Origin of the sequence: Sporosarcina highlanderae (genome assembly GCF_030433715.1) — a bacterium.
Classification (GTDB): domain Bacteria; phylum Bacillota; class Bacilli; order Bacillales_A; family Planococcaceae; genus Sporosarcina; species Sporosarcina highlanderae.
The window spans coordinates 162,185-176,900 of record NZ_JAROCC010000003.1 but is presented as its reverse complement, the minus strand read 5'-3'; the positions used below and the strand labels follow the sequence as shown (position 1 = coordinate 176,900).

General features: G+C 40.2%; 15 protein-coding genes and 1 riboswitch. Of the genes, 6 read left to right on the top strand and 9 right to left on the bottom strand.

Features of this window, described 5'->3' with window-relative positions; translation table 11 throughout:
* Nucleotides 1–98: 98 nt before the first annotated feature.
* Nucleotides 99–1,307 (bottom strand): argininosuccinate synthase, encoded by a 1,209-nt coding sequence (locus tag P5G49_RS05410; RefSeq protein WP_435877187.1) that lies wholly within the window; start codon nucleotides 1,305–1,307, stop codon nucleotides 99–101.
* Between the two features lie 143 nt (nucleotides 1,308–1,450).
* On the bottom strand, nucleotides 1,451–2,830 hold the full coding sequence (gene gdhA, locus P5G49_RS05405) for an NADP-specific glutamate dehydrogenase (protein WP_435877186.1): 1,380 nt from the start codon (nucleotides 2,828–2,830) through the stop codon (nucleotides 1,451–1,453).
* 298 nt (nucleotides 2,831–3,128) lie between these two features.
* Between gdhA and P5G49_RS05400 the strand changes: the two genes are divergently transcribed.
* Nucleotides 3,129–3,269, top strand: a complete 141-nt coding sequence (locus P5G49_RS05400) for a hypothetical protein (RefSeq protein ID WP_301242461.1) — start codon at nucleotides 3,129–3,131, stop codon at nucleotides 3,267–3,269.
* Nucleotides 3,270–3,327: 58 nt separating this feature from the next.
* On the opposite strand, the gene P5G49_RS05395 is transcribed toward P5G49_RS05400, so the two are convergent.
* On the bottom strand, nucleotides 3,328–4,608 hold the full coding sequence (locus tag P5G49_RS05395; protein WP_301242460.1) for a glycoside hydrolase family 18 protein: 1,281 nt from the start codon (nucleotides 4,606–4,608) through the stop codon (nucleotides 3,328–3,330).
* A gap of 155 nt (nucleotides 4,609–4,763) precedes the next feature.
* Here P5G49_RS05395 and P5G49_RS05390 point away from each other — a divergent pair, with 155 nt between their 5' ends.
* Entirely contained in the window at nucleotides 4,764–5,405 is a 642-nt protein-coding gene (locus P5G49_RS05390; RefSeq protein ID WP_301242459.1) for a spore coat protein, read from the top strand.
* Between the two features lie 47 nt (nucleotides 5,406–5,452).
* Here the strand turns inward: P5G49_RS05390 and P5G49_RS05385 are convergent, their stop codons facing one another.
* Nucleotides 5,453–6,352, bottom strand: a complete 900-nt coding sequence (locus P5G49_RS05385) for an RluA family pseudouridine synthase (protein WP_301242458.1) — start codon at nucleotides 6,350–6,352, stop codon at nucleotides 5,453–5,455.
* Nucleotides 6,353–6,451: 99 nt separating this feature from the next.
* On the opposite strand from P5G49_RS05385, the gene P5G49_RS05380 reads away from it, so the two are divergent.
* Nucleotides 6,452–7,114 (top strand): HAD family hydrolase, encoded by a 663-nt coding sequence (locus P5G49_RS05380; RefSeq protein WP_301242457.1) that lies wholly within the window; start codon nucleotides 6,452–6,454, stop codon nucleotides 7,112–7,114.
* Nucleotides 7,115–7,174: 60 nt separating this feature from the next.
* On the opposite strand, the gene P5G49_RS05375 is transcribed toward P5G49_RS05380, so the two are convergent.
* From P5G49_RS05375 to P5G49_RS05365, 3 genes are all read right to left on the bottom strand, one after another.
* A complete protein-coding gene (locus P5G49_RS05375; RefSeq protein WP_301242584.1) occupies nucleotides 7,175–7,849 on the bottom strand; it encodes a YetF domain-containing protein in 675 nt (224 codons plus the stop codon).
* Nucleotides 7,850–7,980: 131 nt separating this feature from the next.
* Nucleotides 7,981–8,889: a homoserine O-acetyltransferase MetA gene (metA, locus tag P5G49_RS05370; protein WP_301242456.1), complete on the bottom strand. Its 909-nt coding sequence runs from the start codon at nucleotides 8,887–8,889 to the stop codon at nucleotides 7,981–7,983.
* Between the two features lie 74 nt (nucleotides 8,890–8,963).
* Nucleotides 8,964–9,070: riboswitch (SAM riboswitch) on the bottom strand.
* A gap of 47 nt (nucleotides 9,071–9,117) precedes the next feature.
* A complete protein-coding gene (locus tag P5G49_RS05365; protein ID WP_301242455.1) occupies nucleotides 9,118–9,975 on the bottom strand; it encodes a YitT family protein in 858 nt (285 codons plus the stop codon).
* A 194-nt stretch (nucleotides 9,976–10,169) separates the two neighbouring features.
* Here P5G49_RS05365 and P5G49_RS05360 point away from each other — a divergent pair, with 194 nt between their 5' ends.
* A complete protein-coding gene (locus P5G49_RS05360) occupies nucleotides 10,170–10,448 on the top strand; it encodes an AbrB/MazE/SpoVT family DNA-binding domain-containing protein (protein WP_301242454.1) in 279 nt (92 codons plus the stop codon).
* Between the two features lie 45 nt (nucleotides 10,449–10,493).
* Here P5G49_RS05360 and P5G49_RS05355 read toward each other — a convergent pair whose 3' ends face one another.
* Nucleotides 10,494–10,808: a thioredoxin family protein gene (locus tag P5G49_RS05355; protein WP_301242453.1), complete on the bottom strand. Its 315-nt coding sequence runs from the start codon at nucleotides 10,806–10,808 to the stop codon at nucleotides 10,494–10,496.
* 139 nt (nucleotides 10,809–10,947) lie between these two features.
* Here P5G49_RS05355 and P5G49_RS05350 point away from each other — a divergent pair, with 139 nt between their 5' ends.
* The gene (locus P5G49_RS05350) at nucleotides 10,948–11,928 is read left to right on the top strand and encodes a M23 family metallopeptidase (protein ID WP_435877185.1); all 981 of its coding nucleotides are present in this window, start codon (nucleotides 10,948–10,950) and stop codon (nucleotides 11,926–11,928) included.
* A 34-nt stretch (nucleotides 11,929–11,962) separates the two neighbouring features.
* Here P5G49_RS05350 and P5G49_RS05345 read toward each other — a convergent pair whose 3' ends face one another.
* Complete coding sequence (locus P5G49_RS05345; protein ID WP_301242452.1) at nucleotides 11,963–14,011, bottom strand: prolyl oligopeptidase family serine peptidase; 2,049 nt, start codon at nucleotides 14,009–14,011, stop codon at nucleotides 11,963–11,965.
* Nucleotides 14,012–14,150: 139 nt separating this feature from the next.
* On the opposite strand from P5G49_RS05345, the gene thpR reads away from it, so the two are divergent.
* Nucleotides 14,151–14,693 (top strand): RNA 2',3'-cyclic phosphodiesterase, encoded by a 543-nt coding sequence (gene thpR / locus P5G49_RS05340; RefSeq protein WP_301242451.1) that lies wholly within the window; start codon nucleotides 14,151–14,153, stop codon nucleotides 14,691–14,693.
* Nucleotides 14,694–14,716 lie beyond the last annotated feature (23 nt).

Here is a 14,716-nt window from a genome sequence, read left to right as displayed (position 1 = left end):
TCTGTCTAATGCTATCTACTTCTATTCTATTTCAAATGACTAATATCCTTTTTTATCGACAAAAAACCCCCTACATTATTTGTAGGAGGCGAGTTGAATCAGTTTTTCACTTTTTGTTGTTTATTCACCGTGCTATGCACTTCGGTAGGCAATCCCCAAAGTTGTATGAATCCGACTGCGGCTGATTGGTCAAATTGGTCGTCGGATGTATATGTTGCAAGTTTCTCATCATAAAGGGAGTTTGAAGACTTTCTTCCTTCAACAATTGCATGCCCTTTGAATAATTTAACACGCACAACACCGTTGACGTATTGCTGAGTATCTTTCACAAAGGCTTCCAATGCATTTCGCAATGGGGAGAACCATAGGCCGTTGTAAATCAATTCGCTCAGTTTTTGGGAAACAACCGGTTTAAAGTGGGCGACGTCTTTGACAAGTGTCAAATCTTCCAATTCCTTATGCGCTTTTAATAACGTGATTGCACCAGGACATTCGTACACTTCACGGGATTTGATGCCCACGAGGCGGTTTTCCACATGGTCGATTCGTCCGACACCATGCTTGCCAGCAATTTCATTCAATTTCAGAATTAGTTCGCTTAACTTGTAGTACTTCCCGTCAATGCTCACCGGTACGCCTTTTTCAAATTCAATTTCAATAACATCCGGTTGGTCTGGAGAGTCTTCGATGGATGCTGTTAGTCCAAATGCTTCTTCAGGCGGAGCCGCCCAAGGATCTTCCAAGATTCCACATTCATTGCTTCGTCCCCATAAATTTTGGTCGATAGAATAAGGGCTGTCAAGATCTACTGGAATAGGAATGTTTTTCTCTTTCGCATAAGCGATCTCCTCTTCACGAGACCAGCTCCATTCGCGCACTGGAGCAATAACTTCAAGCGTCGGATCCAACGCCTTTATGGCTACTTCAAATCGAACCTGGTCATTCCCTTTACCTGTGCACCCATGTGCAACTGCGGTTGCATTTTCCTTATGCGCAACCTCAACCAATTTTTTAGAAATCAACGGACGAGATAATGCTGAGACAAGCGGATATTTATCTTCATAGAACGTTCGTGCTTGCAATGCAAGGAGTGCATATTCCTGAGCGAATTCTTCCTTTGCATCGATGACATAACTATTTACTGCACCAACTTGTAAAGCTTTTTGCTGGATGAAGTTCAAGTCTTTCCCTTCCCCTACATCTAAGCAACAAGCAACCACATCGTACCCTTTATCTGTTAACCATTGAACTGCAACTGAAGTGTCTAAACCACCCGAATATGCTAAAACCACTTTTTTATTTCCCATTATCTCATCCTCCTTAATCATGTATATGTATCTTTATTCATTTAAATGTATATTTATAATAACATAGTTATTTCTAATTTCAAGGGTTAAGCATAAAAAAACTACCCATCGCCATTCGTAGACGATAAAGGTAGTATTGAAACTTAGCGTATGCCGTGGGCGACCATTGCGTCTGCGACTTTCAAAAAACCTGCAATATTGGCACCCATCACGAGGTTTCCTGGCTTACCAAAGCTATCCGCTGCATCTTTACAGCTTCCATAGATATTTTTCATAACAGTTTTCAATCGTTGGTCAACTTCTTCCGCTGTCCATGATAGGCGCATACTATTTTGAGACATCTCCATTGCGGAAACAGCAACTCCCCCGGCATTTGCAGCCTTAGCGGGTGCAAATAGCGTGCCATTTTTGAGGAAAATGTCGATAGCCTCAATTGTACATGGCATATTCGCCCCTTCTCCAAGAGCCTTCAGACCATTGTTGATAAGCATATGTGCCGAGGTTTCATCAATTTCATTCTGGGTAGCGCATGGAAGAGCTATATCACAGGGGATTGACCAGATATCTGAACAGCCTTCATGGTATTCCGCGTTCGGATGGGTTTTCCGATATTCCGAAATCCGCTTGTTTTCCACTTCTTTTAACCGCTTGACGGTTTCAAGGTCAATCCCATTCTTATCATATATATAGCCGCCTGAATCACTACAGGCAACAACTTTTGCACCTAACTGCTGTGCTTTTTCCATTGCATAAGTCGACACATTTCCTGAACCCGATACAATAACCGTACTATCTTTGAATGAAAGTCCATTTTCATTCAACATTTCCTCGACAAAATAGACTGTGCCATATCCTGTTGCTTCCTTGCGCCCTAACGAGCCGCCGTGACCTGGGTCCTTTCCAGTTAGGACACCTGCTTCATATCCGCCCTTCAACCGATTATATTGGCCAAACATATAACCGATCTCTCGTTTCCCCACCCCAATATCGCCCGCAGGTACATCCAGGTCGGAACCTATATGTTTGCTTAATTCGGTCATGAAGCTTTGTGTGAAACGCATGATTTCCCGATCTGATTTCCCTTTCGGATCAAAGTCAGATCCACCTTTACCTGCACCTATCGGTTGTCCGGTCAAAGCATTTTTAAAAATTTGTTCAAACGCAAGGAATTTCATGATGCTACTGTTTACAGAAGGATGAAACCGAATTCCACCTTTATATGGACCTAATTCACTGTTAAATTGCACACGGAATCCACGGTTTACATGCACTCTCCCTTGATCGTCCTCCCAAGCAACACGAAATGAGATAATTCTCTCAGGTTCTGTGATACGCTCCAAAATTCCATCACGTATATATTCAGGATGTTTGACAAAGACCGGTCGCAGAGAGACAAAAATTTCCCTAATGGCTTGTAAGAATTCCTTTTCATCAGGATTCCTTTTTTTCACTAACTCATATACTTCATGTACATAATCATTCGCACGACTACTGTTATTATGGGTAGTTCCAACATTTTTCATTTCAATCATTCCTTTCGAAAAACAGCTACGGAAAAACTACCAAGGTGAATCATTAATATTCCAAAAATTATTGCCATTCTACATATTATTACTGAAAATATGAATCTATTCAACATTTTTTTCAAGAACGGATAAGTTTTTTACATAATTATGTCCGTTATTAAAAATAATGTCGAAAGGTATTTGAAAAAAATAAAATCATATACAAGTTGTAGAACATAGATTATTTATAGGCTTTCCATTAAGCCACGTTTTATAGTATTGGAAAACAATTCAATGAGAAAGAGGAGATGCTTTAATGAAATTCAGCAAATTGTTGCGTGCAGTCATCGGGGCCAATGTAATAATCATAATGGCTTTCGCATTCCTACCTGCTCTATTGATCAATCCAAACGTGGATATTTTCCAAAACGTTATAAATTATATTTCAGGCGATTAATCAAGACATGGATGAAACGAACCATATGTGCAAAGGTGCACATATGGTTCGGTTTATATCATCTTTTTCTAACAATGAAGTTATCCGTGAGTAACAACCAATTTTGAGGGAACGCTAAGCCCAACTTCCAATACATAATTCCACGCAAGTTAAATTCCTTTATTAAGTTGAATTTAGCTTGGATACTTCGTGCATCCTCAAACCAAACATCGTGGCGGACGCCATTATCCCAGTATAAGAAGAATGGTGCCTGTGCGGTAGTATCGAATTGGATATTAGCATTTTTACTTATGGCCAAATTAACCGCCTGTTGAGGACTAAGTGCTTTAGCTGCTACCCCGGTTGCAGGAGGATATGGATAGGTCCAATCATACCCGTACAGATTCTGCCCAAGGAAGATCTTTTCACTTGGAATTTGACTGACTGCAAATTCTACAACCCGTCGTACCTGATTTATTGGACTGACAGCTTGCGGATCGCTGTACGTATAGCCCCATTCATACGTCATCAATGTGACGAAATCACAAATTTCACCAAGAGTTTTATAATCTATACCACCATACATACCAGCTGTACTTGCACTTGTCTTAGGTGGCAACGCTACGGATATAGTTAGACCGGCAGCATGAAAACGTGCGCGGGCATTGCGAATGAACTGATTATACAATTCCCTATCAGAGGGGCTAATAAACTCAAAATCGAAGTGAATATCGCTGTAACCAATTCTTTTTGCAGTTTGTACAATATTTTCGAATAGGCGATTTTGGACTTGTTGATCTGTTAATAGGACATGCGCCAACTCAGGACTGAATGTAAAATTCTCCAAGTTCGTCACAACCATTGCATTCAGTACACCTGCCTGTGCAGCGATTTCAGGCATATCGTCAATTGGTGGGGCCTTTAATGATCCATCCCGTTGTGCTTCATAACTGAACATCCCTAAGTACGTAATGTCCATTGCCCTTTTCCTTACTTCCGCTACGGAAGACTCTAATGTCGCCACTCTTGGTTCCACATACATGAAAACATCGATTATCCCTTTTCTTTTCTGTGGAATGTATAATCGTTGCCCTACATAGAGAACGCTATTTGGCGGAATTCCGTTAATCCTTGCAAGTTCTTCGACAGTCATTCCGTATAATTGCGAAATAATGTAAAGCGATTGACCCGGTTGAACCCAATGATAACTTCCTGTGATCGGAATGACCAATGCTTGACCAACTACAAGACGCGATGGGTCTTGTAGTTCGTTCGCTTTTGCAATCTCCTCAAAGGGAATTCCATATACTTGACCAATTCCATATAAACTTTGTCCCGGTTGTACAACATGGATTTGCAAATTTATCCTCTGCCTTTCATTGACAAATTGTCCTTTATCCCATGCTATTTATAAAAGCCTCTGATTATGCGTGTTTCTAATTTTTTCGCGCATACACAACTCGGTAAAAGCCATACTACTTTCGATTGATATCACCAACAAAAGGAGGAAATTAATTGACACAAAATCATTTTGACGGCCAAATGCACCAAAACATGCACACTGGATCCGTTCCACCAGCCATGAACCATGGAGGTCACGAATTATTCGATGTCCATGAAGTCCTTTCAAATGCAATTGCAGGGTTGAATCAAGCAATAATCTTACGCCCTCATGTAAAAGACCCTGAGTTATTGGACATTCTTGACAGACAATACCGATTCGCCTTGGATGAATACAATATTACTGTTGAATGTTTTAAAACAGGAAAAGACCCGTCACATCCAACCGGAAGTTATAAAATGCAGCAAGGCAACGATTTCATATATGGGATGAAGCCATCACAACCTAAAAAACCGATGCAAAATTCCAATGAGATTACCGATGAAATGATTTCTGGCTTCCTACTTGGTTGTGCAAAAACGAATGCTACCGCGAAAACAGCGGCAGCACTTGAGACATGTAACCCTGTAGTAAGACGTGTATTGCAAGATTCCGTACCGAACTGCATTGAAATGGCTTATGAGCTTGCGCTTTATCAGAACAAGCATCATTATTACCAAGTTCCACAACTTGCCGAACAGGACATGCAACAACTTGTAAATTCCTACGCATCTGCCCAAGGACAACCTGCATTGCCGCCTAACCAAATACAGTAAGTATAGCAAGGAAAGCCGCCACGATAATTATTTCGTGGCGGCTTTCATTACAATGATTTATTGATGAATGATGATGGAATTTCCGATTCGTATTTCATGATTTCATTCGTGATCGGGTGGACAATCGTTAAAGCGGTCGCATGGAGACCTAACCGTTTAATGGGATTGACGGTTGAGCCATATTTCTTATCGCCAACAACCGGATGACCGATTTCCTCCATATGAACACGGATTTGATTTTTTCTTCCAGTTTCCAAGCGGACTTCCAATAATGAATATTGTCGACCCGCTCGGATTTTTCGGTAATGGGTAATGGCAAGTTGCCCCCCATTATCTGTCGGATTCGAATAGACTTTATACGTTCTCGTCTCCTTTAGATAGGACTTGATCGTATCTTTTTCTTTCTTGACATTCCCTTGGACTAAAGCAGCATAAATTCTATCCTTCACCAATTCATCCCAGTTGTCTTGCAATTGCATTTTCACCTTTTCACTTTTTGCGAATAAAAGCACACCGGATGTATCTCTATCCAATCGATGGACGATGAAAACCCGTTGCCTCGGATTTTGCTTCTTCACATAAGAGGAAACCTCACTGAATGCTGTTTTTTCGTTCTTATCTTTAGCAGCCATAGATAAGAGCCCAGCTTCCTTGTCAATAACAATAATAGATTCGTCCTCATAGATGATTGACAGCCCCGTAAGCGAGCTTTCACTCTTTGCAGCTTTATTATGAAGGATTTCCACTTTTTGCCCTTCAAGTAGTTTATGATTATGTTTCGTAATTGTTTGGCCATTAACCGAAACCTGTCCTCTCGTCAACATGGACTTAATTGAGTTACGGCTGTTCTTTTTCAAATTTTCGAGTAAAAAAGGTAAAAGCTCAGCTTCCTCTGTCACTTGAAAAAGAAATGAGCCCTCCCTCGTTTTCTTATGATTACTATTCATATCCTTCTCCTCACTCTCTTCTTCCATTATCCATAATTCTTACTCCGAAAACAAACACTGTGTTATCATATATAAAAGCTTTGGAAGTGGGGGAATTTCATGCGCGTAGCAATATTCGATTTCGACGGTACATTGTATTCAAAAGAAACATTCCAATTATTGATGAGGCATATGAAACACCATCCTACACATAGGTCAAAATATAAAACTTTTTTCCGCAAAATCCTGCCTTTGTACATTGGCTATAAGATTAAAATTGTTCCTGAGCATACGATGAAGGAACGTTCCATGCAAATCTACGTTGATGCATTACATACTTTACCAAAAAATGAGTTGGACGACTATTTTCAAGAAATGAGAGAAAGCATGCGTGAAGGGTTTAATAAAGACGTCATTAGCCGCCTGAAGCAACATAAGAAGGACGGTGTCCACGTAATGCTCGTTTCAGGAGCCTACACTTCCTTACTGAATGCAGTTACCGAAGATCTGGGGTTCGATGTGATTATCGGAACAGAAATCCCCTTCACCGATGAAGGTGCCCTAAATCGTGATGTTTCCATCCACCATATACAGGGTAAACGAAAAAACGAAAAGATCCTTGAATCACTTGCCGGGTATGAAATCGACTGGACAAATAGTTTTGCCTATGGTGACAGTTTTTCCGATCTACCCGTACTGGAGCTTGTAGGAAAACCAGTTGCTGTAAAGCCCGAACAGCGTCTAAAACAAGTTGCAATTGAAAGAGACTGGGCAATTCTTTAACCAATATACAAAAAAAGGCCCGAAATGAGGATCATTCCGGGCCTTTTAATGAATTATTTATTATTTATCTTCCGTACGCTGGTCGATATGGAGAGTCCCGTTTTCAAGAATCTCAGCATAATAAACGTGCTCTACTTTATTAATTCCATTCTTCTTAAGCTGTTCGTATACCCATTCCTCGGTCAAGTTAAGTTCAGTCAGATTTTCCTTTATCAATTTCCCATCGGATATAATTTCTGTAGGAATATATTTTGGCTCTTTACCGGGAGCTTTTACATCTTGGCGTGTTGCAGACTCCTTGTTCGCCTTCTTCATGACACTTAATTGACCATTCGTCTCAAGGATTGCATAATTCACATCCGCAACTGCAAATATACTTTGCTCACGTAGCATCATGTTTAAATCATTCAAAGTGATTCGCGCATTTTTCATGCCCTTTTCACTTATTTTACCTTTATGAATAATAATCGTTGGCGAGTCATCAAATAGAACTCTTGCTTTTTTCGATTTCACAGTTAAAAAATTCACAAATATTGTTAGTACTCCCCACCAAATCAGCGCAATCGCCCCATTTAAAAATGGGGTTTCTGATTGCCCCGCAATCTCCGCCGCAATTGAACCTATTGTAATACCCGTGACGTAGTGGAAAAAAGTAAGTTGTGAAATCTGTTTCTTTCCCATCGCCCTTGCAAGTATCATAAGAATTATGAATGAGAGCGTTGTTCTAAGCATCATTTCCCAGAAATCCATTTTTTCGATTATGTCATGCAACAATTCCACACACCTCCATTAGAAGGTAGTGTGTAACTGAACACGGACATTATACGGAGAAACCAAATATTAGCCAACTATTACAGTATTGGCTTTTACTCCCACTCGTAAGGAGTTTCTTGGTAAACGTAGTAGTTGAGCCAATTCGAGAATAGCAAATGTGTGTGGGATCGCCACGTGTTTAGTGGTCGCTTCGTAGGATCGTTATTCGGAAAATAGTTTTCGGGCATTTCAATATCGATACCCTTCTGCAAATCGCGTTCATACTCTTCTCCAAGAGTACAGGCATCATATTCTAAATGCCCGGTAATCATAATATGTTTTTCATCTTTTGATAAGACAATGAATGCACCGGCATCTTCAGATAATGCCAATAATTGCAAGTCGGCATTTTGCTCAATTTCTTCAATTGAAACAGATGTGTAACGGGAATGCGGCGCTTCGAAAATATCATTGAAACCCCTTGTCAATTTAACTGTAGGATCTGTCAAAGTATGCCTGAACACACCTGACAACTTCTTCGACAAATCATGTTTATCAATGCCGAAATGGTGATACAATGCAGCCTGCGCGCCCCAGCAAATATGCAGAACTGAAGTTACATTCGATTTAGACCAATCCATAATTTCTTTGAGTTCATCCCAATACTGGACATCCTCGAACGCAAGATGCTCAATTGGTGCACCCGTAATAATCAGTCCGTCAAAACGTCGATTTTTCACATATTCAAACGTTGTGTAAAATGAATCCAAATGATTTTTACTGACGTTTTTCGACTCATATGTAGCTGTATTCAAAAAAGTAACATTCACTTGCAACGGCGTATTGCCAAGCAGCCGAAGTAATTGCAGCTCTGTTTTCTCCTTCTCGGGCATTAAATTTAATATCAGAATGTTTAACGGACGGATATCTTGACTTGTAGCCCGCCCTTCACTCATAACAAAAATCTTTTCCTCTTTCAATAGTTCTCCTGCTGGTAAATGTTCTGGTATGTTAATCGGCATACTTCATCCCCCTTAAAATTTAAAAAATCCTCGTTCCTTGGGATAGGAACGAGGATACATCGAAATTTTCTTCGTTCTTATCTTTCAAGATTTACATCTTGTTGGAGGTAGCACCTTCCTGCAATTGCAGAGGTTGCTGAAGCGTCATCGGGCCAAATCCCTCAGCTTCTCTTGATAAGAATTATTCAATTGTGAACTATTATATCATTCTTTTTAATTTTGTATACCTTATTGATGAATCTTTGCCTTTGAGAATCCAAGTCCTAATATTTCCGAAGCATTTAGGAAAATGACGAAAGACGAAGGCTCTGCCGCTTGTAATACCTTTTTCAAATAAACTGCCTCTGCTTGCTCCACGACACAAAAAATCATCGTCTTTTCATCATTCGAAAAACCACCCGTCGACTTCACTTTTGTTAAGCCTCGGTCAATCTCATTCTTAATGATTGATTGAACTTTTTCTTCATTTTCCGTAATGATCAGAACAAGCTTTGTTGGCGATGTTTGCAATTGAACAAAGTCGATCACCTTACTTGTCACATAAATCGACATTAGCGCGTATAATGCGAGTTCGAAATTAAAGACGAATGCGGATGTAACAACAACAACTCCATCGACAATTAATTGAGAAAAGCCACTGGATATACCTGTATACTTCTTTAATAACTGGGCGATCAGTGCCGTACCACCCGTCGACCCATTTCCCCGATAGACAACTCCGAGGCCAATACCAAGGACGATTCCACCATAAATTGAGCTAAGTAATGGATTATGGATTGGAAGGTCTATTCCTGCCGTCAAATAAATGACAAGAGGAACACAAAATGTACCAACGATCGTTTTTGAACTAAACTCTTTCCCCGCAAGAATTAGTCCTAATACAATCAATGGAATATTAATTAACCATTGAACAATCGCGGGATTATACCCAAATAACTCATAAAGAATAGTACTTACACCAGAAATTCCTCCGGCTGCAATTCGTGAAGGTAATAAAAATATATTGAAAGCAAGAGCGACCAATGCTGAGCCGAATATGATTTGGACATAGTCAAAAACAACTGATTTTTTATTGATAAAAGACATGTCTTTCACTTTCTCCTCTCTATAAAAGCCTTAACTATTTTAACAGATAAACTTGTTTAGAATAGTTTTAAAGTTTATAGAAAGGGCATAGTTATATCAAACGGAAACTATATTCATATTTTTGTATTTTTTATATTTATCTGATATAGTATAAGTAATAATATACTAAATATTCCAATGTTAGGGAGGATAACATGCAAAGTCTTGGAATTGTACGGAAAGTAGATCATCTTGGTCGGATTGTTATTCCGAAGGAACTACGGAGAAGTTTGGGGCTCGATCAAGGCGTACCTATGGAAATCTTCGTGGACAATGATAAAATCATCTTGCGAAAATATGTTGTCGACGAAGCATGTGTTGTGACAGGCGAAATCTCACTTCAAAATAAAAAACTTTCGAATGGTATGTACATTAGCCCTAAGGGTGCAGAAATCCTAAGGAAAGAAATCGACGACCACAAAACATGGGAATAACAAATAAAAAGAAATCGGCATTCCTCACAGCCGATTTCTTTTTTATTAAGCCAATCCATTAATAAATTCTTCAATTTCCTCAAGAGACTTCCGGTCCTTACTTACAAAACGACCGACTTCTTTGCCATCGTGAAATGCGATGAAACTTGGGATTCCGAATATATCCTGTTCCTGACAAACATCTATGAATTCATCCCGATCCACATAAATGAACTCATATTCCGGATAATCCGCTTCAAGTGTAGGTAAGATCGGCTCAATTACTCTACAATCCGGGCACCAATCTGCTGAAAACATAAAAATCGTCCGTTCACCATTTTTTAACTCCTCAAATTGTTCAACTGATTGAAGTTTCTCCATTTCAAATGCCCCCTTTTTTCTTTCCTTGAGTATAGCACTAAAAAACAAATCCATCCTAAAACAAAACTGAAATGTCGACAAAATACTCATGAAAAGAACTGATCGGGGAATTCTATGACCATACAAAGGAGGTTTCCCCTTGCGTATCCATTATAAAATTGTTGCATTTTGTGTTTTGATTAGCCTTATTTACCCCATTCATTTTGCTTCTGCCTCTGATCGTCAAACTGAAGAAAGTATCGATGCCAAGCGGATGGAACATTATTTACGGTTTTCAAACGAGCTTGTACCTTGGTATCATTTGGCTGCAATCGATCAATTTGAGCGGAACATCCGGCAAGTGCGCAGTGATTTACCAAAACCAGATGGTCCCATTTCCATTATTATTCCGCCTCACTATTGGTCAGGTCTGTTAAATCCTAATCCGACTGACACAGAACCAGATGCTATTGCTTTTTTTGGTGGTAATGCACTGGATGGGAATGGTGACGGAATTGCCGACTCCAACGAGTTAGAAGATATCTTGTTGACAATGTCATCTCATTTGTCTTACTACGGACCGGCCGAGGAAGATTTCAAGGCAGCTCTCTGGCATTATTACAAACGTGAACAGACTGTCAATCAGATCATGACCATTGCCAAACTTTATAAGCATTTTGAGACGATTGAGTTAGATGATCATGTTTTCCCTGTTCCAAAAGGCTACCATTATTCATATCGGGGTACTTGGGGTTCAAGCAGAGGATGGGGTGGACGGAGAATCCACGAAGGAACTGATATTTTTGCGGGTTATGGCGTTCCAGTGGTGGCCACTTCCTACGGCGTTATTGAAGTAATGGGTTGGAACCAATTTGGAGGTTGGCGCATCGGAATTCGGGATAATCATAATACGTATCATTATTTTGCACATCTTGCTTACTTTGATAAAGGCATCAAGGAAGGCGATATCGTTAAGCCAGGAACGCTTCTTGGATATGTTGGAAGCTCGGGCTATGGAAAAGAAGGGACATCCGGTAAATTCCCACCCCATCTTCATTATGGAGTGTATAAATATAATGGAAAAACTGAATGGGCCTTTGATCCATATCCTGCTCTTATGAATTGGGAACGGCAAAAGTAACAGGTGAAGGATTTTTTTCCTCCACCTGTTTTTCTTAATTAATCTCCACACCTAATGTTTTGAATAGGAATGAGTAGACGTCTGTTTGTTCTTCAATAATCTTTGCTGTTGGTTTCCCGAGTCCGTGGCCTGCATTTTTTTCTACACGGAGCAAAATTGGGTTGTCCCCTTCATGGCCCGCCTGTAATGTAGCTGCAAATTTCTTAGCATGTGCCGGTACAACACGGTCATCGGTGTCTGCAGTCGTGATTAATGTCGGCGGATATTCGACACCTTCTTTCACATTATGCAGCGGTGAATATTTGATCATAAACTCAAAGTCCTCAGCATTCTTTTCCGCATTCCCATAATCCGTCACCCAATAGCGGCCGACCGTAAATTTATGGTATCGTAGCATGTCCGCGACCGGAACTTGGCAAATTGCCGCCCCGAATAAGTCTGGACGTTGTGTAATGGATGTCGCGACAAGCAATCCACCATTACTTCCACCCATGATTGCAAGCTTGCTCGTTTTTGTGTAATTTTGCGCTATGAGCCATTCTGCAGCTGCCGCAAAATCATCGAACACATTTTGTTTCCGCTCCAACGTTCCCGCCTTATACCATTCTTCACCGAATTCGCCGCCACCTCTTAAGTTAGCGACTGCATAAACTCCGCCTTCCTCAATCCACATGCGAACTGCTGGAGAAAAAGCTGGTGTCAAGCTGACATTGAACCCACCATAGCCATATAGCAAAAGCGGATTTTCTCCATTCAATTCCAAGCCCTTTCTATGTGTCAGGAACATTGGAATTTTTGTACCGTCCTTGGATGGATAAAAGACCTGTGTTGTTTCGAATCCTTCCGTATCGAACTTATTATTCTGTTGGAAAACCTGGGAAAGTTCTCCGGTTTTGAAATCATAGCACCCTATTGCATTAGGTGAAAGATAGGACGTATATCCGATGAACATCGTATCGCCCTCTTTTTTTCCAGTTAGTCCAGTCAACGAGTTGAATCCTTGTAATGGGATGTCTTTCACATGTTTACCATCCATATCGTAAATCTTCAATTCATCATGTGCATTCTGTAGATAGGAAACGATGAATTGATGGTTGATGATTTTTCCTAATGCAAGGACATCATCACGTTGAGGGATGATATCCACCCAATTTTCTTTGGCAGGATTGTCCAAATCGACAGCAATTATTTTTTCTTTAGGTGCGTCAACATTTGTAATGAAGTAGAATGTACGCCCTTCATTGCCAATGAAGGAATACTCACCATCGCCCTTGCCGAATAAATGGACAAATTCCCCGCCACTTTCGAGGTCTTTATAATAAATCCGGCTTTTATTTTCTGTACCCTTCCAAACGTTCAATACTAAATAACGATAATCATCCGAGAAGATCGGATTGAAGGAGAACTCCTTATTAGATGGATCCTCGTATATCAAGACATCCTCGTCTTGGGTTGTTCCTAATTCATGCCAATACACTTTATTGTTGAAGCTTTGCTCATCAGCAGGAACTGTGGATGGATCCGGGAAACGATTGTAGTAAAAACCTGTCCCTTCTTCATTCCATGCAATATTACTGAACTTGCAAAACCGGATTAGATCAGCCTCATCTTGACCCGTCTCCAAATTACGCACTTTGATTTCTTGCCAGTCACTGCCATTGAAGGAAATCCCGTATGCCAACCGCTTACCGTCTTTCGTAAATGATAGATTCGTAATCGCTGCGGTCCCTTCCTCATTCATCGTATTCGGATCGAGGATGACTTCAAGCTCATCAGCATCAAGATCTTTAACGCGATAGAATACTGCCTGATTTTGTAAACCATCATTCTTATGGAAATAAAAATAATCTCCTTCTTTACGTGGAACGGTGTACTTGGGAAAATTCCATGTTTCCGTCAATTTCGCCTTAACTTTATCCTTGTGTGGGTACCCAGATAAGTATTCTTGTGTTTTCTCATTTTGTAAATCCACCCATTGCTGCACTTCGGGATTTTTCGGATCTTCCAACCACCGATATGGATCAGCTATTTCAGTTCCGTGGAAATTATCAGTAACAACTTCTTTTTTCGTAAAAACTACCATTCTTTTTCCCCCTTTAAAAGAACTTCCAAAATACATATTACCACATTCTTCTGAAAAGAGGCACCAGTTAATCAAGTTAATTTATAACTCTACAACAGTTAGGCTACAATAAAGGAAAAGAACCTTCCAAGGAGGACATATGAATAACCATTACTTTATTGGGATAAAAACACCATCTTCCATTGAAGATACAGTCCGGCATTATAAGGAGAAATACAACCTTGCCTCTGCTTACAAGGCAATTCCCCATATGGATGACTTACATATCACCTTGTTGTTCATAGGCGCATTATCTAAGGAGAGAATCCCGCATTTGAAACAAGAACTTGATGCAGTTGTTAGCCAACATAAGGAGTTCAATTTATCGGTGAGCGGTCTTTCATTCTTTGGATCTCCAAAAGGTCCGCGGGTCGTCTATTTGTCTGTGGAGGCATCCCCCCAACTATATGCATTACAACAATCAATCGCCGCGATTGGCAGGAAAGATTTTGGCATTGAAATTGACAAACGATTTACACCACATATTACAATTGCGAAAAAACGGAAGTCAGTTGGTGATTTTGCAATTCCAAAGGAAACTTATCCACCTATCGAATTTATTGTTGACGGATTTTCACTTTTCACGATCCATCCTTCAAAATCCCCAAAATACGAGATCATCGAACATTTTTCTTTTGAATGAAAACAGCCGCCCCCTTTTGTTAC

Coding starts and splice junctions, on each gene's coding strand:
- P5G49_RS05410 (WP_435877187.1), bottom strand. CDS start 1,307: ATGGGAAATAAAAAAGTGGTTTTAGCATATTCGGGTGGTTTAGACACT.
- gdhA (WP_435877186.1), bottom strand. CDS start 2,830: ATGAAAAATGTTGGAACTACCCATAATAACAGTAGTCGTGCGAATGAT.
- P5G49_RS05400 (WP_301242461.1), top strand. CDS start 3,129: ATGAAATTCAGCAAATTGTTGCGTGCAGTCATCGGGGCCAATGTAATA.
- P5G49_RS05385 (WP_301242458.1), bottom strand. CDS start 6,352: ATGAATAGTAATCATAAGAAAACGAGGGAGGGCTCATTTCTTTTTCAA.
- P5G49_RS05380 (WP_301242457.1), top strand. CDS start 6,452: ATGCGCGTAGCAATATTCGATTTCGACGGTACATTGTATTCAAAAGAA.
- P5G49_RS05375 (WP_301242584.1), bottom strand. CDS start 7,849: ATGATGCTTAGAACAACGCTCTCATTCATAATTCTTATGATACTTGCA.
- metA (WP_301242456.1), bottom strand. CDS start 8,889: ATGCCGATTAACATACCAGAACATTTACCAGCAGGAGAACTATTGAAA.
- P5G49_RS05365 (WP_301242455.1), bottom strand. CDS start 9,975: ATGTCTTTTATCAATAAAAAATCAGTTGTTTTTGACTATGTCCAAATC.
- P5G49_RS05360 (WP_301242454.1), top strand. CDS start 10,170: ATGCAAAGTCTTGGAATTGTACGGAAAGTAGATCATCTTGGTCGGATT.
- P5G49_RS05355 (WP_301242453.1), bottom strand. CDS start 10,808: ATGGAGAAACTTCAATCAGTTGAACAATTTGAGGAGTTAAAAAATGGT.
- P5G49_RS05345 (WP_301242452.1), bottom strand. CDS start 14,011: ATGGTAGTTTTTACGAAAAAAGAAGTTGTTACTGATAATTTCCACGGA.
- thpR (WP_301242451.1), top strand. CDS start 14,151: ATGAATAACCATTACTTTATTGGGATAAAAACACCATCTTCCATTGAA.